Below are 19,129 nucleotides of genomic sequence, written 5' to 3' on the forward strand. Positions count from 1 at the left end.
GCCGGAATCCTCCCGATGGTGAGCCGGCGGGCGGTCCTGCGCACCGCCCTGGCCGGCGCCGCCGGGATCGCCGCCGGGGCGTATGGCGCTCGTGAGCTCCCGCACTGGCTCGGCCTGGACGATCTTCCGGTGGCCGGCGGTTACGCGGCCGCGGCGGACGTGCTCGACGCCGTGCACCACGCGGGCGTCGCGGTCCACTACTACGTGGAGACGACCGAGCCGCTCGTCGCGTTCACCTTCGACGACGGCCCGTCGCCGCACTGGACGCCGATGGTCCTCGACGCGCTGGACGCCGCGGACGTGCCGGCCACCTTCTTCATGGTCGGCGACCGGCTGCGGCGCAATGCCGACCTGGTCCGCGGCCGGATGGACCGGCACGCCATCGGCAACCACTCGTGGAACCACGACGACCTGGCCACGCTCGACCTCAACGGTGTGCTGGAGTCGCTGGGCCGCACCCAGGACGAGATCGAACGGCAGTTCGGCCGGCCGGTCACCCTGTTGCGGCCGCCGTTCGGGCACATCGGCGGCTCCACCATGCTGGCCGCCGACAAGCTTGGCTACGACGTGGTCCTCTGGTCCAAGGCGATGCGCGAGAAGATGTTCCACGACGACCCGATGGGCCAGGCGAAGGACATCATCGACTCGGTCCGGCCCGGCTCGATCCTGCTGGCCCACGACGAGGGCGACGACCGGCGGCTGGTGACCATCCAGGGTTTGGCCACGATGTTCGACGGTTTGCGCAAGCGTGGCTTCCGGATGGTCACCGTGCCCGAGCTGATCGCGGCGGGCAGCTCGCCGAGATCAGCGAAGCAGTGAGGGCGGCCGGGCCGGGCCGTCGCCCGCCCCGGCGGCGGTGATCGCGGCCGCGATCTCGTCCAGCTCGGTTCCGGTCAGGGTCAGCGAGGCGCCGGGCAGCCAACCGGCGATCTGATCGGGCCGGCGGGCGCCGACGATCGCGCCGGTCACGCCGGGCCAGGCGAGCGTCCAGGCCACCGCGACCGCGGCCACCGGCACCCCGTGCCGCCCGGCGACCGCCCGGAGCGCGTCGACGACCCGCAGGTTCCGCCGCAGGTTCACGGTGAAGTCGGGGTGCGCGTGCCGCCAGTCGTCCGCCGGCAGCGCCGCCACCCGGGCCTCGTCGAACGCGCCGGTCAGCAGCCCGGAGTGCATCGGCTGGTAGACGATCACGCCGGTGCCGTGCGCCCCGCTCCAGGCGATCTCGCCGGCGGTGTGCCGGACCAGGGCGGAGAACGGCGGCTGGATCGCGTCGACGTGCGCCACCTTCTCGGCCCGGTCCAGCTCCGCGACGCCATGGTTGGACAGCCCGATCGCCCGTACCTTCCCCTCGGTCCGCAGGTGGGCCATGGTCTGCCAGTACTCCTCCAGCTCGGTCGCGCCCACCGGCTCGGCGGCGTCGTCCGCGTCGAAGGTCAGCAGCCGGCCGTCGCCCGGCCAGTGCACCTGGTAGAGGTCGATGTGGTCGGTGCGCAGCCGGCGCAGCGAGGCCTCCAGCTCCCGGCGGACGGCGGCCGCCGTCATCAGCCGTCGCGGCGGGGCGGCCCGCCGTGCCGGGTCGTCCCAGACCAGGCCGGTCTTGGTGAACAGGTACGGCCGGTCGGCCTGAGGCAGTGCGGCCACCGCCCGGCCCACCACGTCCTCGGAGTGGCCCAGGCCGTACGCGGCGGCCGTGTCGATCCAGTTCACCCCGGACTCGACAGCGCGGTGCACCGTGGCGATCGAGTCGGCGTCGTCCTGCGGTCCCCACGCGTACTGCCAGTCGCTGCCGCCCATCACCCAGGCGCCGAGCCCGGTCGCCGAGAGTTCCATGCCGGTGATGCCGAGCATGCGGGTAGTCGTCGTCATGACGTCGACTCTGAGCCGGTTCACGGACGGCATCCAGGGCACGTGGTGACCAGCCACGGCGCGACCGTCCGGGCGATAATGGCCGGCATGACCCTGGACCGGCGTGCCCAGCTCGGCGAGTTCCTGCGCTCCCGGCGGGCCCGGCTCAGCCCGGACGAGCTGGGGCTGGCGGGTGGTGGCGGGCAGCGGCGGGTGCCGGGGTTGCGGCGCGAGGAGCTGGCACTGCTCGCGGGGGTCAGCGTCGATCACTACGTACGCCTGGAGCAGGGCCGCACGCTGCACTTCTCCGAGTCGGTGCTGGACGCGGTGGCCCGCGCGCTGCGACTCGACCCGGTCGAGCGCGCCCACCTGTACCGGCTGGCCCGTCCGGTCCCGGCCGGACGACCGCGGGAACGGCAGGTGGTGCGGCCCGGGTTGCTGCGGCTGCTGCGGTCGGTCGGCGACGTTCCGGCGTACGTGATCGGCCGTGCCGCCGACGTCCTGGCCTGGAACGAGGTGGCCGCCGCGCTGCTCACCGACTTCGGGGCGGCCACGCCCGGGCAGCGCAACATGGCCCGGCTCGTGCTGCTCGACGAGGGGATCCGCCGCCTCTACGAGGACTGGCCGGCGAAGGTCCGTGACGTGGCCGGCTACCTGCGGCTCGACGTGGCGCGCCACCCGGACGATCCACGGACGGCGGCGCTGGTCGAGGAGCTGCTGGCGGCGAGCCCGGTGTTCCGTGCGGCCTGGGGGGAGCACGGCCTCAAGGACAAGACCCACGGCGAGTACGTCTATCGGCACCCGGTCGTCGGCCGCCTGGAGCTCGGCTTCGAGGCGCTGCGCCTGCCCGACGACCCGGACCAGGCGCTGGTCGTGCACACCGTCGAGGAGGGCTCACCGTCGGAGGCGGCGTTGCGCCTGCTGGCGAGCTCGGCGACGGCCCTGCGGGTCTGACCCTTCTGCCGCCGGGGCCGGAGGCTCACGCCGTACCGGGAAGATCGTGGGCCTTGGGGTTGATCGGGCTTTGGGATAGCGTGTCGGCCACCGCCGACCGTGAGCCTGGCAGGGCAGATGTCCGAGACCGCACGGAAACGCGCCGCCTATGCGAACGGTGAGCGCAAGCGCGCCGAGATCGTCGACGCGGCGCTGGCCGTGTTCGCCGAGAAGGGGTTCCGCCGGTTCTCGCTGCGGCAGCTCGCGGAGGAGCTCGGGACCACGCACGTCTCGCTGCGCTACCACTTCGGCACCACGGCCGCGTTGCTGGAGGCGGTGCTGGAGGAGCGCGAGCGGCGGGACAGGCCGTGGCGCGAGCAGGTGCTGCGCGAGAAGGGCCTGTTCGACGGGGTGCCCGAGGTGATCCGGCGCAACGCGGCGCGGCGCGGGGTGGTCCACCTGGACGCGACGCTGCTGGCGGAGGGGATCGCGCCGGATCACCCGGTGCACGAGTTCGTGCGGCGGCGTGAGCAGCGGTTCCATGCCGACGTCCAGGAGTTGCTGGAGCTGGAGCGGGATCGGGGCCGCTTGCGGGCCGGGCTGGATCCGGAGGTGGTGGCCCGGCAGCTGGTGGCGCTGATCGAGGGCCTTCAGGCGCAGTGGCTCTACGACGAGAATGTAGATGTTTCGGTGCATTTGTCCGCATTCATGAATTACCTCCGAGCGTAGTCTCCGCGCCTTTCGCGCCTCCGTGCCCGCGTCCTCGACTCCGGACGTGCGTTACCCACTACAGCTCAGCGATGATGCGATAAAACGGAAATGTCAGTTTAAAAGCGTGCAATAGTGATACTGAGTTCGAGTTCGCCCCTGTCTGGAGGAAGTCGATGAGTCCCGGCCGCCCCGGCGTGGTCACACGCTCTCAGGAACCACAGGAAGGCATAGAGACCTCCGAGGTCCCGAACACCCTTCGGCCGCCCTTCGTTCATCTCCCGTTAACCGACTCTCTGAACGATTCTGCAACATGTCGTTAAAGGTTATGTATATCGCCGGGTGGGGCCGCAGCGGCACCACCATTGTCGACAACATCCTGAATTCGTACGACGGCGTCTTCTCCACCGGTGAGCTCTTCTATCTGTGGAGCCGCGGTCTTATCGAGGGGCGCAAATGTGGATGCGGTCTGGTCTTCACCCGCTGTGAGCTGTGGATCACCATTCTGGACGTGGCGTTCGGCGCCGACCGCCCGTGCCCGGAGCACATCGCGCGCCTGCAGCGGGAAGCGGTCCGGGTCCGCCACACCCCGGGGCTGACCGGCCCGGACGCCAGCCCGGAGGCGGAGGAGTACCGGCAGGTCACCAACCGCCTCTACCACGCGATCGCCGAGGTCACCGGCGCGCGGCTGATCGTCGATTCGTCGAAGGTGCCGTCCGCGGCCGCGCTGCTGCCCGGCATGCCCGGGATCGAGCCGTACCTGCTGCACATGATCCGTGACCCGCGCGCGGTGACGCATTCCTGGATGCGGGCCAGCCAGGCCGACCGCGCGAGGACGGCGATCACGCACCAGGAGGCGCCGGCCGCCAGCACCATGCACTGGCTGGTCCGCAACGCGCTCGCCGAGCGGCTGGCCGGCGCCTATGACGGCCGGTACCGCCTGCTGCGCTACGAGGACTTCGCGGCCGCACCGCGCGAGACGATCGAGGGGCTGCTCGCGTTCACCAGGATGGACACCGCCGGTGGGCCGTTCACCGACGACACCACGGTGCGGCTCGACACCAACCACACGATCGCCGGGAACCCGGGGCGTTTCCGCACCGGCGAGGTCGCGCTGCGCGCCGACGACCGCTGGCGCGACGAACAGGCCGCGGGGCCACGCCTGACGGCGACGGCGCTGGCGCTGCCCCTGCTGCACCGGTACGGCTATCGCACCCGTACGAGTCGCCCGAATCGTCCGGCCAGACTCTCCTGAAGGCCGAAAAGGGCCCTGGCGGCCCGAGTGTTTCCGATCAATGGGTGAACCGGTAAAGTCTGGCCCCCGCGATAATCCCCGATCGCGGTTCAAGGACGATTTAGATTCCCCTTAGGAAATGCTTAAGACGATGCGGAAAATCAGCATGAGGTGGGTGACGGCGGCGACGGCCGTGGCCCTCGCCCTCACCGCCGGCGCGTGCTCGACATCGGACTCCACGACCTCCGCCACCCCGGTCGCGGCCGATGCGTCCGCCTCCTCCGGCACCACCGGCTCGGCGCCCCCAGGCGTTCCAGGGTCCGCCGCCCCGAGCGGGTCCGTCGCGCCCAGCGCATCGGTCGCGCCCCCGGCGGCGGCCACCGGCGTCTGCGGCCGTCCCGCGTCGGCCAAGCCGGTCACCGAGGTCACCGCGGTGAAGCTGCCCTCGGCGGTCACCGGTTACGGCGCGGAAGGGGACACCGACAAGCTGCCGATGGCGATCGCGGCCCGGCCCGACGGCGGCTCCTGGCTCGCCTGGCTCGGCACGAACGGCAAGGTCTACCTCGGGCACCTGGGCTGCGACGACAAGCTGACCGGCACACCGACCGGCTTCACCGGCATCGACCTGCAGGACGTGCAGGCCGACAAGGACGGCGGCGTGCTGCTGCTCACCCGCAAGGGCGACTGCGGCGACACCCCGCTGTGCGGCGGCACGTCCAGCCCGTGCAACACGACGCACCTGATCCGCTTCGACACGTCCGGCAAACTCGTCTGGGAACGCCAGGTCACGAACCTGACGAGCAGCCGCGCCGGGTACGACGACGGCGCCCGGTTCACCTGGTGGTACCAGCACCACGGGCGGCTCGCGACGGACGGAAAGACGTTCGCGGCGTACTTCGGGGTCGCGATCACGGTCCGTAACGGGAGCTGCTCGGACATCCACGAGGGCGACCGCATGCAGGTCGTCAGCGCCGGCGGAGCCCTCGTCAGCGGGCACAAGGACGCGTTCGAGGTCGGATGCAGCCACGCCTGGACGTCACGGATCGTGTGGGACCCGCGTACCGGCCACTACGTGACGGTCTGCGCGACCGACAACAACTGCCGGATCGCGCGCCCGAATCCGTATCGGACCGTCGCGGCGGGCACCTGCGACGGGACGCTCTTCGGCGGTGACCTGGTGCTGGCGAAGTCGAGCGGCTACTGGACGGCGTGGAGCCAGGGCGGCAAGACCCGGCTCGAGCACTTCACCAGCGCCAAGTCCGACAAGACGGTCAGCACCGGGGCGGCGACCAGCCACCCGCACCTGGTCACGTACGGCACCGGGCGGATGCTGCTGACCTGGCAGTCCGGGTCGGCGATCGCCGCGCAGGCCTACGACTCCGGCACCGGCAAGACGGCCGGCGCGAAGTTCACCATCGCCGCGAAGGACCACAACTACACGGCGTTCAAGGCCTACCCGGACGGCAGCGTCGCCTACCCGGCCGCCGGCAGCTCCGGCTCCTCCGTCACGATCGCCCGCGTGCTCCCGCTGAGCTGAACCCTCACACCCCTCGACGGCCCGCCGGTTCGCCGCCGGGCCGCTCCGGCTTTTGCTCCGATTGCGGGGGTACGCCGTGAGCACTCCCATCGATCGATCTTCGTTAAAGTGGGCCGGGTCCGGTTGCGGAGGGGGCTGCGATGTCGGCTGTCGGTGCGCTGGCGGCCCTGGCCGTCTCCGCGTTCTGCTACGCGGCCACCGAGACGCTCCCGATCGGCCTGCTCTCGCTGATCTCCGGCGACCTCGGTGTCTCCGCGTCGTCGGCCGGCCTGCTCGTCACCGGTTACGCGGTCGCCGTCTGCGTCGTCACCTTCCCGCTGACCTGGGCGACCCGCCGGGTTCCGCGCCGTCGCCTGGTCGCCACGCTGCTCGCGGTGCTCGTGGTGTCGACGGTCGCCACGGCCGCCGCGCCCAGCTATCCGGTCCTGTTCGGCCTCCGGCTCGTCGTCGCCCTGTCCCAGGCTGTGTTCTGGGCGGTCGTCGGGCCGATCGCGTCGGCGATGTTCGAGGTGCGGATCCGGGGCCGGGTGAACGCGGCAGTCTTCGCCGGAGGGTCGCTCGGCCCGATGCTCGGCGTGCCCGCCGGGACGTGGATCGGGCAGCAGCACGGGTGGCGGGTGGCGTTCCTGGCGCTCGCGGGGCTGGCGCTCACGGCGTACACAATGCTGATCTTCATGATGCCGGAGATCGAGGTGAGCAATTCCCACGCGGCGACCGGCACCACTCCGGACGCGCGGCGCTACGCCGTGGTGGTCGTCGTCACCGCGCTGGCCACCGCCGGGGTGTACACCGCGTTCACCTACACCGAGCTGTTCCTGACCGCGGTGACCGGGTTCGCGGCGGCCACGCTCGGCCCGCTGCTCCTCGCCCGCGGTGTCGCCGACTTCGCCGGGATCGCCGCGGGCGGCGCCGCCACCGACCGCTGGCAACGCGGCGCGATCATCGCCCCGGTCGTGCTGCTGGCCGCCGCGCTGTTCGCCTCCTACTCGGCGGCCTCGTCGAAACCGGTCACCGCCGTCCTGGCCGCGGTGACCGGTTTCGGTCTCGGCGCGCTCGCGCCCGCGCTGCAGAACCGGGTCCTGGAGGTCGCTCCGGGCAGCACCGACATGGCGTCCGCCGGCAACTCCGTCGCATTCAACGTCGGCATCGCGGGCGGCTCGCTGCTCGGCGCCGGAATCCTCGAGGCGTGGGGCGCCCGCGCCACCCCACTGGCCGGTGGCCTCCTGGTCGCCGCCGCGCTGGTCGTGCTCGCCGGCGAGTCGTGGATCACCGGGTCGCCGCAAGCCCACCGGGCCGCCGCGCCCGCTGGCTAGTCTGAGGCTGATCAATCGGGGTGCGACCGGTGGGAGTTCGGGAATGCGTTATGTCGCGATCGGGGACAGTTTCACCGAGGGGATGGGCGACACCCAGCCGGACGGCAGCGAACGGGGCTGGGCCGACCTGGTCGCCGCGGGTCTCGCCGCCGGCCTCGGCGAGCCGATCCGGTACGCCAACCTGGCCATCCGCGGCCGCCTGCTCCAGCCGATCGTCACCGACCAGCTCGACGCCGCGCTCGCGCTCGACCCCAAACCGACGCTGCTGTCCCTCAACGGCGGCGGCAACGACATGATGCGCCCCGGCGGCGACCTGAAAACCCTGGTCGCGATGACCGAGAAAGCCATCGGGCGCTGCCTCGCCGAGGGCATCCACGTGCTGCTGCTCTCCGGCGCCGACCCGTCCGCGCGGCTGCCGTTCGGCAGCTCGATGCGGCGCAAAGGCGAGGCGCTGACCGCCGCGGTCGCCCCGTTCGCCGCGCGTGACGGCGTGACCTTCGTCGACATGTTCCACGACCAGGAGATCCAGCGCGCCGGATACTGGTCCGCCGACCGCCTCCACCTGAACGCCGCCGGCCACCGGCGAGTGGCCAGTCACGTGCTGACCGCTCTCGGCCACCCGACGCCGGCGCACGTGATCGATCCCGGGCCGTCGGCCGGGAGTGGGCTGCTGGCCGAGGCGCGGTACTACCGGGAGCACGTGCTGCCGTGGGTCCAGCGCCGGCTGCGCGGGCAGTCGTCGGGCGACAACCGCACGGGCAAGTACACGAACTGGATCTCAGTCCCCGCCACCCAGCCCGCCTGACCCCTGGCCCGCCTGGCCTCTTTGTTTTACTCCCGCCCGCCCGGCTCCCGCCCGCCCGGCTCCCGCCCGCCCGGCTCCCGCCCGCCCGGCTTCCGCCTGGTGACCGGCTTCCGCCTGGTGACCGGCTTCGCGCCGCTTGGCTCGCTTGCTCCCGGTTGGTGGCTGGGGCCTGGCCGGGATGTGCCGGGTTGCGCTGGTTGCCGCCGCTCACGTTCGGTTGGTGGCTGGGCTTGGCTGCCATGCGGGGTGGGTGCCGGGTTGCGCTGGCTGCCGCAGCTCGGGCTCCGCGGCGGTTGGGGTCAGGGCGGGCCGGAGCGGGGCTCGGCAGGCGGTTCGCGCGAGCCTCCGGCTGGTGCTGACGGTTGTAATCCCGGCCGGGAAAGAACCCTGAGCACCAGCTGGTCGGGCTCGGCTGGTGCTCACGGTTGTATCAGGGCCGGGATACAACCCTGAGTGCCAGCCGGGGCGTGCCGCGCCCAACCTCCGGGACCACTGCCCACCTGGCGGGACGACAGCAACCAGGCAGCGAGGGCGAGCGGCGGCAGTCGCGGTGACCAGCGCCCACGCCGCCTGGCGAGCAACCGTGCCCAGCCGGCGACGGCGAGCGGCGGCAGTCACGGAGACCGAAAGCGCACGCCGCCTGGGTCACCGACCGTGACCGCCGTGACCCCGTGACCGGCCGTTGGTGGAACGGCAGGGGACGCCGGGCTGGGCTGTGGATCAGGCGAAGACGATGGTGTGGTTCTCGTGGCGGATGACCCGGTCCTCGCTGTGCCACCGCACCGCGCGGGACAGCACCGCCCGCTCCACGTCTGCCCCGCGTCGCTGCAGGTCGGCGACGGTGTCGGCGTGGGAAACGCGTACCACGTCCTGCTCGATGATCGGTCCCTCGTCCAGGTCCTCGGTCACGTAGTGGGCGGTCGCGCCGACCAGTTTCACCCCGCGGGCCTTGGCCTTGGCGTAGGGGCCGGCGCCGATGAACGACGGCAGGAAGCTGTGGTGGATGTTGATGATCGGCACGCCGACGCGTTCGATGAAGTTGCCGCTGAGAATCTGCATGTAGCGGGCGAGCACGATGAAGTCGACGTTGCCCTGCAGCAGCTGGAGGTGTTGCGCCTCGGCGGCGGACTTGTCCGGCCCGGCGGACGGCACGTGGAAGAACGGGACGCCGAAGAATCGGACCTCGTTGGCGGTGTCCGCGTGGTTGGAGATCACCATCGAGACGTTGATCGGCAGCTCGCCGCGGCGGTGGCGCCAGAGCAGGTCGAGCAGGCAGTGGTCGTCCTTCGAGGCGAAGATCGCCACCCGCTTCGGGACGGACAGGTCGCGCAGCGTGTACTCCAGCTCGAAGCCCTCGGCGAGCTTGGCCTGCAGGTCGAGCTCGACCTGGGGGAGCCGGGCCTTGAGGTGGTCCAGCGCGAAGACCGTGCGCTGGAAGAACGCGCCGCCGTGCGGATTGTCCGAGTACTGGTCGAGCGACACGATGTTGGCGTCGTGCTTGCCGAGCACCGCGCTGATCGCGGCGACGATCCCGGTGCGGTCCTTGCCGTGCACGATCAGGACGGCCTGGTTGTCGGTGGGCCCGGGTTGTGCGTGGACCGCGGGTGCGTTCTGGGTCACCGTCACGTCGGGTCCTCCTCTCTGCTGAGCAAGCACTACAAAGTCTGCTGAACTGGCATTACAAGATCCGAGCTGCGATTCTTCCGTAACCGGGCCGGTCCCGGGGCCTCGGGTCCACCGTCCGGGACTGCAAGACGGTCCGAACGGCGACAATCGCCCGTACGACCGGCAGCGCGCCGTGGAGAACCGCCGCGAGCAGTGTGAATACCGCCGGGTCCGGAGGGGGACCGGGCGGCCCGGGCCCTGTCCACAGCGCAAGGACCCGGATGCCGTCCGTGGGCGGCATCCGGGTCCTGCTCGATCACCTTCAGTCGGCGGCCGGTGGATCTGCCAGCGGCCAGCCGCCGGCGGCCAGGTGGGCGGAGACCCGGACCACGTCGGCCGGGGTGGCCTCCTGCAGCATCGTCTGGCTGATCATGTCCTCGATCTCGGCGCCGGTGATCGGGCCGTCGCCGATCTGCGCCTGAGCGGCCAGTTCCTGCGCGATCTTGCGGACCTCGTCCTCGGTCAGTTTGCGGCGCAGCAGGCCCAGCAGGACCACGTAGTCCTGCCGCGGCACGCCGTCCGGATAACCGGCGCGGAGCCACCCCACGGCGCGGGTGACGAAGTTCGACCGTTGTTCGCTCACTGTCGTCTCCGCCTCAGTGCTTGTCGACGATGGTCGGGTAGATGTGCTCGAAGCTGAGCGCCTTGCCGAAGCCGGTCGCCACCACGAACGTGATACCCAGCGCGATGCCGAGCAGCACGACGGCGAACGCGGCGTACCCACCGACGGTACCGATCGGGCGTGCCTTCGGCCCGGTTGTGCCGGTCGCGTGCACCTCGGCGTCGCCTCCCGCGCCGTAGGCGAGCGAGCGGATGCCGAGGGCGAAGACGGCGGGCAGCCCGGCGCCCAGGATCAGACCGGCGAGCAGCACCTTCCAGGCGCCCTCGAAGGCCAGGGTCAGGTTGTGCACGATTCCTGTCCTCTCAGCTCGCCGCGCCGGCGGTGGCCCGGGGCCGGGTGGCCGGGGCGTCCCACTCGTCGTTGACGTTGTTGTGGTCGACCGGCTGGCGGCGCGACCTGATGAACATGTAGGTGGCCAGCCCGGCCAGGATCGCGAACACGACCAGCGCGCCGCCGAGCCCGCCGATCAGGTCACCGATCCACCACATGACCGCGCCGGCGACCGCGGCGGCCGGCAGCGTGATCAGCCACGCCGCTACCATGCGGCCGGCGACCGCCCAGCGCACCTTCGCGCCCGGTTTCCCGACGCCGGAGCCGAGGATCGAGCCGGTCGCCACGTGCGTGGTGGAGAGCGCGAACCCGAGGTGGCTGGAGGCGAGGATCACCGCGGCCGAGGACGACTCGGCCGCCATGCCCTGCGGCGAGGAGATCTCGACCAGGCCCTTGCCCAGCGTCCGGATGATCCGCCAGCCGCCCAGGTAGGTGCCGAGCGCGATCGCGAGAGCACACGAGATCTTGACCCACAGCGGGATGTTCTTGGTGTCGGTCCACTCGCCGCTGGCGATCAGCGCGAGCGTGATGACACCCATGGTCTTCTGCGCGTCGTTGGTGCCGTGGGCGAGCGAGACCAGCGAGGCCGAGCCGATCTGGCCCCACCGGAAGCCGTTCTCGGTGAACCGCGCGGCCACCCCGAGAGTGACCCGGTAGATGACCCAGGTGCCGACCGCGGCGATCACGCCGGCGATGACCGGCGACATGACGGCGGGCAGCAGCACCTTGCCGACGACGCCGTCGAGCTTGGAGCCGTCGCCGTTCCACTTGACGCCGGCCCAGCCGAGGCCGGCGACGGCGGAGCCGATCAGGCCGCCGAACAGCGCGTGCGAGGAGCTCGAGGGGAGGCCGAGCAGCCAGGTCAGCAGGTTCCAGAGGATGCCGCCGACCAGGCCGGCCAGCACGATCAGCAACAGTGCCTGGCCACCGTCGGCCAGGAGTTCCGGTTTGGGTGTGCCGTCACTGTTCTGGATCTTGACCACCGCGTTCGTGACGGTGAGCGCGACCTCGACGGAGAGGAACGCGCCGACCAGGTTGAGCACGGCGGACAGGAGCACAGCCACCTTGGGACGCAGCGCGCCGGTGGCGATCGAGGTCGCCATCGCGTTGGCCGTGTCGTGGAAGCCGTTGGTGAAATCGAATCCGAGGGCGGTGATGACCACGAGGATGAGGACCACGGTTGTTTCGGTCACGGGAAAATCGTCTACCCCGTTCCGGGTGACTATCCAGCCTGCGGCGACCGGTTATACAGATTTCGTGGCTGATTGGCCCGCGTGAATGAACAGGTTAACCAGTTATTCCGCTGCCATCGGGTTTCAGCTCTCGGCGGGCCTGCTCACCGGCCAGGTCAGCACGTCGTCCGGGATGGACGGGTCGTGAAGAGCCCGGTTGTCGCGGCCAGGAATCGTACAACCCGCGGTCACCACGAGCCGGGCCACCTCGATGGCGCCGTGCGCCTGGAAATGCGTGTTGTCGGCGACCCCGCCCGGGTAATTCGGCGAAACGCCCGCGTCGAGCCAGAGGAAATGGTCCTTGGTGGCCTCCGGGCCCAGCTTCGACCACAGCGCGAAGGAGAGCGCGGTGAGGTCGATCAGCGGTGTCCGGGTGTCCTTCGCGAGAGCGCGCATGGCGTCGGGGTATTCGCCGTGCGACAGGTACGGCACGCCGTCGGCGGTGAACCGGCGCCGCTCCACCGGGGTGACCAGGATCGGGTGCGCCCGGGCCGCCCGCGCCCCGTCCAGGTAGAGCCGCAGATAGTCCTGGAACGTGGTCCACGGGTCGGTCCCGCGCGCCGGGTCCTCGATCTTCTCGTCGTTGTGACCGAACGAGACCAGCAGCGTGTCGCCGGGGCGGATCGCGTCCAGGATCAGATCGAGGCGGCCCAGGTCGGCGAAGCTCTTCGAGCTGGCGCCGGAGAGGGCGCCGTTGACCACGGCGACGTCGTGCCGCAGGAAGACCGGCAGGGCCTGGCCCCAGCCGGCCCGGGGGATGTCGGCGATCGCGTACGTCGCGGCGGTGGAGTCGCCGGCCACGAAGACGGTGGTGCGCCGCCGGCCCGCGGAGGAGGCCGAGGCTGCGACGGGTGCGCCCAGTACGCCGGCGGCCGCGCCGCCGAGGGATGCGCGCAAGAGGGTTCTCCGATCAAGCGTCATGACCGCCATCCAATCAGCGACCGTCGATGTAGGCAAGCGCTTTCCTCATGGTGAAGACGTTGATTCGGATCTCTGTGAGTCGGGTATCAACCAGCGCATGACGGATCGGGAGCGGTTGGACCAGGAAGACGAGGAAGAACGCGAGCTGGTACGGCCACCGGACGTCAATCGTGACTCCAACCGCTCGGCGACCCGGTTGGAGCTCTTCTTCGACCTGGCCTTCGTGCTCTTCGTCGGGCGGTGCGCGGACGTGCTGGCCGAGCACGAGACGTTCAGCGGCGGATTCCGGTTCGTGGCGATCCTGGTGGCCGGCTGGTGGGGGTGGGCCAGCGCCACCCTTTACGCCAACCGGTTCGACACCGACGACGCGATCTTCCGGTTGTTCACGCTCGGTGGCATGGCCGGAGTCATCGTCATGGCCGCCTCCGCCGAGGACGCGATCGGCGAGGGGGCCCGCTGGTTCGCGCTCGGCTACGTGCTGCTGCGGGTGGCGCTGGTGCTCGGCTACCTGCGGGTGTGGCGGAACCTGCCGGACGCACGCGCGGGGATCCGGCCGTACCTCTTCGGGCACGTCGCCGGCGCGATGTGCTGGACGATCTCGCTCGGCGTGCCCGGCACCGCCCGTTACGTGCTCTGGGCCGTCGGCGTCGCCCTCGACCTGCTCGGGCCGACCATCGCGGCGCGCGTCCCGGACGCGCCGCCGCTGCACATGGAACACCTGCCGGAACGCTTCGGCCTCTTCGTGATCCTGGTGCTCGGCGAGTCGGTGGCGGCCGTCGTGGTGGGCCTGCGCGATGGTCACTGGGCGACCGAGGTGCTGGTCACCGCCCTGTTCGGGTTCCTCGCCACGGCCGCGCTGTGGTGGTCCTACTTCGATCTCTCCGGCGGGGCCGCGAAACGGCGCCTGGTCCAGGAGGGCGGTGAGCACACCCGCCAGGGCGTGCACGACTTCTACGTCTACGCCCACCTGCCCGTCGCCGTGAGCCTCGCGGCCGTGGCGGTCGGGCTGGAGCACGCGATCATGCACAGCGCGGAGGATCACCTGTCGGCCGGCACCCGGGCCGTGCTGGGGGCGGGCCTGGCCGGTTACCTGATCAGCGCCGCGGTGATCCAGGGTGTGCTGTCGCGGCGGTGGCGCGTCGCCCTGGTCTGGCCCGGCCTCGGCGTCCCCCTGGTCCTGGCCGCGACCCTGCTGCCGGGGCTGACGCCGGTCGTGCGGGTCGGGCTCTGCGCCGTGATCATGGTGGCCGGCGTGATCACCGGGGTGGCCCAGCACCGGGCCGGGGAGGTGCGCGTCGCCAAGGTCTGAGACGCCGTGCCCGAAATCGCAGGTGCCGAGTAATTACATTTACTTCGGACAATGCGCGTACGGGGGTGGGTGCCGATGGCTGGATGGTGGCGCAAGCGATGGCCACGGATGATCGGGTTCGACGCCGGATTCATCCCACAGCTACTTTGTGTAGCCGATACGTCGCCCGGTGGTGTCTCCGGCGCGCTCTGTGTCCTCGTCGTGTCGCTCGCCGTCGGCGCGGGGTTCTGGCAGGCCGCGGACCCGCGGCGCAAGGCGGTCGGCCGGTTCATGGTGATCGGCGCCTGGACCGGTCTGGCGGCGCACGCCGTGGTCGCCGCGACCGTCCGCTTGTCATGATCTACTTCGTGCGCCGAGAGCCCTCGGCCGGTACTATCCGTGACTTGCACGCCATGACCCGGGCGTGCGCCTGATCACATCAAGCCTGGTCAGCGACTTCGGGGAAGCGTGATCATGCCCACGGGCGGTAACGTGCCGCCGTTGCGTAGGATTTCGGGCCGCACCACGTCCGCCGACGGGAACCGAGGAATGCGATGCCGCTCACCCCAGCTGATATCCACAACGTGGCCTTCAAGAAGCCGCCGATCGGCAAGCGGGGGTACGACGAGGAAGAGGTCGACGCCTTCCTCGACGAGGTCGAGCAGGAGCTGATCCGCCTGCTGGAGGAGAACAACTCGCTCCGGAACCAGGCGTCGCGTGGTGGCGGCGGTGGCGGTGGCGGCAACCCGGCCGCGACCATGGTGATCACCAACGAGTTCGCCGACCTGCAGGCCCAGCTCGAGCGTCTGCAGGAGGCCCGCGCCCGCGCCGAGCAGAACGCGCGCAACATGCAGCAGCAGCTGGAGCGTGCCCGCAGCGCCGTCCCCTCCGGCGCGATGCCGACCGTCGGCGACGACGACCGCAACGCCCGCGTGCTGATGATGGCCCAGCGCACCGCCGACGAGCACATGCGCGACGCGCAGCGCGAGGTCGAGGCGCTGATGGAGCAGGCCCGCGGCAAGGCCGACCAGCTCACCGCCGAGGCGCAGATGAAGGCGAGCACGATCGAGAGTGACGCGCGCCGCAACCACGCCGAGGCGATGGACACCCTGGTGGAGAAGCGGGCCCAGCTGATCGACGAGATCGACAAGCTGGGGCAGCTCGCCGCCGGGTATCAGCAGGCGCTGACCAACCACGTCACGCAGCAGCTGATGGACCTGACGAACGGCCCTGACGGCGCGGAGTGAGCCACCGGCCCTGAGCCCCGCGGACCTTTTCCGGTCCGCGGGGCTTTTTCGTTGAACGCGTCAGCGCTTCCCGCTGTATTCGGCAGCACAGGGGGTGAGCGCCGCTTCACACGGCGTTCCCCGAACGGCCGATGGGGAGGGGCGCCGTGGGGGACCATCCGAACTTCTCGCCGGACACGTCCGGTTTCGTCTCCGGGGAAGCCGCGGCCGGCCGGGTCTGGGTCGAACTCGACTCTGCCGGGCGGCTGACCGACCTCTACCTCGACCCGCGGGTCTCGTACCTGCCGCTGGAGGACCTGCGCGCGGCGCTGATCGCGGCCTTCACCACGGCACAGGACCGGCTGGCGGACCGGGCCGTCGAGGCGACCTCCCGGTACGGCGCGCAGGCCGCCCCGGAACGGCTCGCCGCCGCGCTGGCCGAGGCGTCGGACACGGCGGAACGGCGGTTCGCCGAGATCGCCACCGCCCTGAACGACCTGAACCGGCGGGCGGCCCGGCCGTGGTGAGCGGGCAGCTCCGCGTCGACCCGGAGAGCGTGGCCGCCGCCGGGCGCGACCTCGCCGGGATCGCGCAGCGGATGGCGGACGACGTGGCGACGCTGGAGGCGGCGGTCGGCGCGGCCTCCGACCCGTGGGGTGCCGACGAGACCGGGAGCATGTTCGCGCTCGCCTACCGCGCCGTCCGGGACGTCGCCCTCGACGCGATGGGCTCCTACACCGAGCAGGTCGGGTTCGCGGCGGCGACCCTGATGATGCAGGCGCGATCGGTCGCGGCGGCCGACGCCGCAAATGCCTCTTCGCTGTACGGCGTGACGGGGTTCCCGGGCGGCGCGGCGCCGGGTCCCGCCGGTGACGCGGCCCGCGGCGGGCCGGCTGCGGGACCTGCCGCTGGTGGCGGTCCGGCCCCAGGCCCCGCCGTTGGTGGCGTGCCGACTGCGGGCCCCGCATTTGGTGGCGGGTCGGCCGCGCGTCCGGCCGTTGATGGCGGGCCTGCCGCGGGGCCGGCCGCGGGGCCGGCCGTGAGCGGCGGGGGGTGACCGGCCATGACGATCACGCTGCCGTCCGAGCTCACCGAACCGCTCAGCTGGATCGGCCTGGAATGGCCCGAGGCCGACGAGGACCAGCTCCAGGCCGACGGCCGGGCCTGGATCGACCACGGCACCCGGATGCGCGCCCACGCGGACCAGGCGACAGCGGCCGCGCGTGAGGTCTGGCTGAACAACGAGGGCGCCACCGTCGAGGCGTTCGAACGCTGGTGGAACGGCGAGGACGGCCCCGGCCGGCACCTGGCGGACGCGGCCACCGCGGCCGAGATCATCGGCGGCGCGCTGATCGCCATGGCCGGCGTGACGATCGGGCTGAAGACGGCGTTCATCGCGCAGCTCACCGCCCTGGCGTTCGAGGTCGGGCAGGCGATCGCGACGGCGACGGTCACGGCGGGGGCGACCCTCGCGGAGATCCCGGTGTGGATCGGGCTGACCCGGGTGGCGATCCGGAAGCTGATCCACGAGGCGATGGCGCTGATCGAGCGGGAGATCGCCGCGATGCTGCGCAAGGCCGCCCGCATGCTGGAGAAGGCCGGCGCCCAGAAACTGGCGAAGACAACCATGAACGGGAGCCGGAAGACGGCGTTCAAGGGCCTGATGCACGATGTCGAGAACGCGAACGTGCGCAGCCCGTTCAACGGCGCCAATTTCTACTCGGGCAGGCAGCCGAACGACGCCGGAATGCGGGAGTACGCGGAGAAACAGGTCGACGGTGTCAGGTCACTGACCCTGGAGATGACGCCGGGCGGCCGGCGGTTCGACGACATGCGACTCTTCGAGGACGGCTCACCCGTCGGCAACGATCAGGCGATGGACATCTGGCGCCGCCTGTCCGAGCGTTATGCGCAGGACGCCTCGGGTGAAGCCACGGCCTGGACCCACAACGCCCTGCCGGGCAGCGTCTGGAACACCAGGGAGAAGCCGGCGTTGCAGTTGAATCCGAACATCACGAGGATTCATGAGGTCGACCCGTTCTGACAGGAGGTCTCCGGCGTGACGGTGCGTGAGGTGAGATCGCAGAAGGCGCTGCACGTCGAGACCGGTGTGACGCTGGCCGGCGCCGGTCGCGAGGACATGATCCTGGAGTGGGGTGAGCATTGGCTGATGATTCCGGTGGATCGCGGCGACCATGAGATCCGCTACATCATCCCGGCTACTCCGCGCTGGGACGACAATCTCGAGCCGCTGCCACCCGAGGTGGCCGACAATCTGCAGGCGATCATCACCGAGATCTCGCTGTTCTGGAACCAGGAGCCGGAGTTCCTGGTGCGCCTCAAGTGGCGGGACGCGGGCTGACCGGCCCGGCGGGGTTGCCGCCGGGCCGAAGTCGCCGGGCGCGGGTCAGACGGCCGGGATGGCCGGGTCGTCCCAGAAGACGTAGAGGGCCTTGTAGGGCACCTTCACGGTCTGGCCGGAGGTGCACGGCGTCGTCGGCGCGACGCCGCCCGAGGTGTAGAGCCGGTTGATCCAGTCGGCCTTGCTCAGCACGCCCTTCCCGGCGTGGCTGGTGACCGTGAGCAGCAGTTCGGCGATGGTTCCGTCGCGCTTCGACTCGGCCTTCTTCGCGGCCGTGACCAGGGAACTGTCCCGGACCGACTGCCAGCTCGGCCCGGCGAAGTGGTGGATCCGGCCGCCCGTGCCGAGCAGTTGCGCCTCGGGCGTCGACGCTGCCGGGTAGTTGCCGGTGGTGGCGCCGGCCGGGACGGCGCACGTGTAGTTCTGCGTGCCGGTGGTGACCACGTACGCGCCGACCGGGCGGGAGCCGGCCGGCGGGCGGATCGCCTCCGGGATGGCGTTGGTGACCGGCGCGACCGCGTTCGTGTTGGAGGCGGCGGCGGATGTCGCCACTGTCGTCTCGGCGGCCGAGGCGTTGAAGGTGACCGCGCCGACGGTGACGCCGGCGGCGACCAGACTGCCGGTGAGCGCGATCGCGCGGATGCGGGAACGCTTGGTTGCGAACATGAGAATCAATCCCCCTGCGGGTGTCGATGGGCCCCCCGGCCCATCCGTCGGTGAGCCCCCTGCCCACCCGCCACCAATCACGGACCCCGGTCCGGATTGGATGAAGATCAACTTGAATATGACCGTTCGTCCATCCGGAGTTCATCGATCGTCGCCGCTCAGTGATTTCCTGATGACTCGGCGCCGAAGATCCGGCTAATCCGAAGGAGCGCTCCCGGCCGGTTGTCACGGTCGCCATGAGGCACGAATGACGACCGTGACAACCAGCCGGATCAGTGGGCGCGCCGCTGCCGTGCCCACCGGCTACCTCGCGGACTGCGGCGGGCGGGGCTGTGCGGCGAGTGGGAGCCGTCGGCGGGTCTGCTGCTCTGACCGTGCCCACCCACGCAGATCGCCCTTGTGGGCTTCGCAGGGCCGCCCCGCGGCCCTGCGAAGCCCGCAA

Annotated in this window: 22 protein-coding genes; 14 read left to right on the plus strand and 8 right to left on the minus strand. The window is 71.1% G+C overall.

The window, feature by feature from the left end:
- Window positions 1–15: 15 nt before the first annotated feature.
- The gene (locus Acy02nite_RS07675; protein ID WP_203739124.1) at window positions 16–819 is read left to right on the plus strand and encodes a polysaccharide deacetylase family protein; all 804 of its coding nucleotides are present in this window, start codon (window positions 16–18) and stop codon (window positions 817–819) included.
- Here the strand turns inward: Acy02nite_RS07675 and Acy02nite_RS07680 are convergent.
- On the minus strand, window positions 805–1,866 hold the full coding sequence (locus Acy02nite_RS07680; protein WP_203739125.1) for an aldo/keto reductase: 1,062 nt from the start codon (window positions 1,864–1,866) through the stop codon (window positions 805–807). The genes Acy02nite_RS07675 and Acy02nite_RS07680 overlap by 15 nt on opposite strands.
- Window positions 1,867–1,953: 87 nt before the next feature.
- On the opposite strand from Acy02nite_RS07680, the gene Acy02nite_RS07685 reads away from it, so the two are divergent.
- From Acy02nite_RS07685 to Acy02nite_RS07695, 3 genes are all read left to right on the plus strand, one after another.
- On the plus strand, window positions 1,954–2,799 hold the full coding sequence (locus Acy02nite_RS07685) for a helix-turn-helix transcriptional regulator (RefSeq protein WP_203739126.1): 846 nt from the start codon (window positions 1,954–1,956) through the stop codon (window positions 2,797–2,799).
- A gap of 117 nt (window positions 2,800–2,916) precedes the next feature.
- On the plus strand, window positions 2,917–3,507 hold the full coding sequence (locus Acy02nite_RS07690) for a TetR/AcrR family transcriptional regulator (RefSeq protein WP_203739127.1): 591 nt from the start codon (window positions 2,917–2,919) through the stop codon (window positions 3,505–3,507).
- A 292-nt stretch (window positions 3,508–3,799) separates the two neighbouring features.
- Complete coding sequence (locus Acy02nite_RS07695) at window positions 3,800–4,741, plus strand: sulfotransferase (protein ID WP_203739128.1); 942 nt, start codon at window positions 3,800–3,802, stop codon at window positions 4,739–4,741.
- A gap of 111 nt (window positions 4,742–4,852) precedes the next feature.
- Here the strand turns inward: Acy02nite_RS07695 and Acy02nite_RS46370 are convergent, their stop codons facing one another.
- The gene (locus tag Acy02nite_RS46370) at window positions 4,853–5,149 is read right to left on the minus strand and encodes a hypothetical protein (protein WP_239174411.1); all 297 of its coding nucleotides are present in this window, start codon (window positions 5,147–5,149) and stop codon (window positions 4,853–4,855) included.
- A gap of 4 nt (window positions 5,150–5,153) precedes the next feature.
- On the opposite strand from Acy02nite_RS46370, the gene Acy02nite_RS07700 reads away from it, so the two are divergent.
- From Acy02nite_RS07700 to Acy02nite_RS07710, 3 genes are all read left to right on the plus strand, one after another.
- Window positions 5,154–6,257: a hypothetical protein gene (locus tag Acy02nite_RS07700; protein ID WP_239174413.1), complete on the plus strand. Its 1,104-nt coding sequence runs from the start codon at window positions 5,154–5,156 to the stop codon at window positions 6,255–6,257.
- 140 nt (window positions 6,258–6,397) lie between these two features.
- On the plus strand, window positions 6,398–7,570 hold the full coding sequence (locus Acy02nite_RS07705; RefSeq protein ID WP_203739130.1) for an MFS transporter: 1,173 nt from the start codon (window positions 6,398–6,400) through the stop codon (window positions 7,568–7,570).
- Between the two features lie 43 nt (window positions 7,571–7,613).
- Window positions 7,614–8,375 carry an SGNH/GDSL hydrolase family protein gene (locus Acy02nite_RS07710; RefSeq protein WP_203739131.1) on the plus strand — a complete coding sequence of 254 codons (762 nt, stop codon included), beginning with the start codon at window positions 7,614–7,616 and terminating at the stop codon, window positions 8,373–8,375.
- Between the two features lie 720 nt (window positions 8,376–9,095).
- Here the strand turns inward: Acy02nite_RS07710 and purU are convergent.
- From purU to Acy02nite_RS07735, 5 genes are all read right to left on the minus strand, one after another.
- Window positions 9,096–10,001, minus strand: a complete 906-nt coding sequence (purU, locus tag Acy02nite_RS07715) for a formyltetrahydrofolate deformylase (RefSeq protein WP_203739132.1) — start codon at window positions 9,999–10,001, stop codon at window positions 9,096–9,098.
- 301 nt (window positions 10,002–10,302) lie between these two features.
- Window positions 10,303–10,623 (minus strand): DUF3349 domain-containing protein, encoded by a 321-nt coding sequence (locus Acy02nite_RS07720; protein ID WP_203739133.1) that lies wholly within the window; start codon window positions 10,621–10,623, stop codon window positions 10,303–10,305.
- A gap of 13 nt (window positions 10,624–10,636) precedes the next feature.
- On the minus strand, window positions 10,637–10,951 hold the full coding sequence (locus Acy02nite_RS07725) for a hypothetical protein (RefSeq protein ID WP_203739134.1): 315 nt from the start codon (window positions 10,949–10,951) through the stop codon (window positions 10,637–10,639).
- A 13-nt stretch (window positions 10,952–10,964) separates the two neighbouring features.
- A complete protein-coding gene (locus Acy02nite_RS07730) occupies window positions 10,965–12,185 on the minus strand; it encodes an inorganic phosphate transporter (RefSeq protein ID WP_203739135.1) in 1,221 nt (406 codons plus the stop codon).
- 123 nt (window positions 12,186–12,308) lie between these two features.
- Window positions 12,309–13,121 (minus strand): rhamnogalacturonan acetylesterase, encoded by an 813-nt coding sequence (locus Acy02nite_RS07735; RefSeq protein ID WP_239174415.1) that lies wholly within the window; start codon window positions 13,119–13,121, stop codon window positions 12,309–12,311.
- 121 nt (window positions 13,122–13,242) lie between these two features.
- Between Acy02nite_RS07735 and Acy02nite_RS07740 the strand changes: the two genes are divergently transcribed.
- The 7 genes from Acy02nite_RS07740 to Acy02nite_RS07770 all read left to right on the plus strand — a co-directional run bounded on the left by Acy02nite_RS07740 (window position 13,243) and on the right by Acy02nite_RS07770 (window position 18,021).
- Window positions 13,243–14,454 (plus strand): low temperature requirement protein A, encoded by a 1,212-nt coding sequence (locus Acy02nite_RS07740; RefSeq protein WP_203739137.1) that lies wholly within the window; start codon window positions 13,243–13,245, stop codon window positions 14,452–14,454.
- Window positions 14,455–14,529: 75 nt separating this feature from the next.
- Complete coding sequence (locus tag Acy02nite_RS07745; protein WP_203739138.1) at window positions 14,530–14,793, plus strand: hypothetical protein; 264 nt, start codon at window positions 14,530–14,532, stop codon at window positions 14,791–14,793.
- A gap of 194 nt (window positions 14,794–14,987) precedes the next feature.
- The gene (locus Acy02nite_RS07750; protein WP_203739139.1) at window positions 14,988–15,680 is read left to right on the plus strand and encodes a DivIVA domain-containing protein; all 693 of its coding nucleotides are present in this window, start codon (window positions 14,988–14,990) and stop codon (window positions 15,678–15,680) included.
- 146 nt (window positions 15,681–15,826) lie between these two features.
- Window positions 15,827–16,186 (plus strand): YbaB/EbfC family nucleoid-associated protein, encoded by a 360-nt coding sequence (locus tag Acy02nite_RS07755; protein WP_203739140.1) that lies wholly within the window; start codon window positions 15,827–15,829, stop codon window positions 16,184–16,186.
- A complete protein-coding gene (locus Acy02nite_RS07760) occupies window positions 16,183–16,716 on the plus strand; it encodes a hypothetical protein (RefSeq protein WP_203739141.1) in 534 nt (177 codons plus the stop codon). Before Acy02nite_RS07755 ends, Acy02nite_RS07760 begins: the two co-directional genes overlap by 4 nt.
- Window positions 16,717–16,722: 6 nt before the next feature.
- Window positions 16,723–17,703: a WXG100-like domain-containing protein gene (locus Acy02nite_RS07765; protein WP_203739142.1), complete on the plus strand. Its 981-nt coding sequence runs from the start codon at window positions 16,723–16,725 to the stop codon at window positions 17,701–17,703.
- A 30-nt stretch (window positions 17,704–17,733) separates the two neighbouring features.
- Window positions 17,734–18,021, plus strand: a complete 288-nt coding sequence (locus tag Acy02nite_RS07770; protein ID WP_203739143.1) for a hypothetical protein — start codon at window positions 17,734–17,736, stop codon at window positions 18,019–18,021.
- A gap of 45 nt (window positions 18,022–18,066) precedes the next feature.
- Here Acy02nite_RS07770 and Acy02nite_RS07775 read toward each other — a convergent pair whose 3' ends face one another.
- A complete protein-coding gene (locus Acy02nite_RS07775; protein WP_203739144.1) occupies window positions 18,067–18,687 on the minus strand; it encodes a DUF3455 domain-containing protein in 621 nt (206 codons plus the stop codon).
- Window positions 18,688–19,129 lie beyond the last annotated feature (442 nt).

Source organism: Actinoplanes cyaneus (assembly GCF_016862095.1).
Lineage (GTDB): Bacteria > Actinomycetota > Actinomycetes > Mycobacteriales > Micromonosporaceae > Actinoplanes > Actinoplanes cyaneus.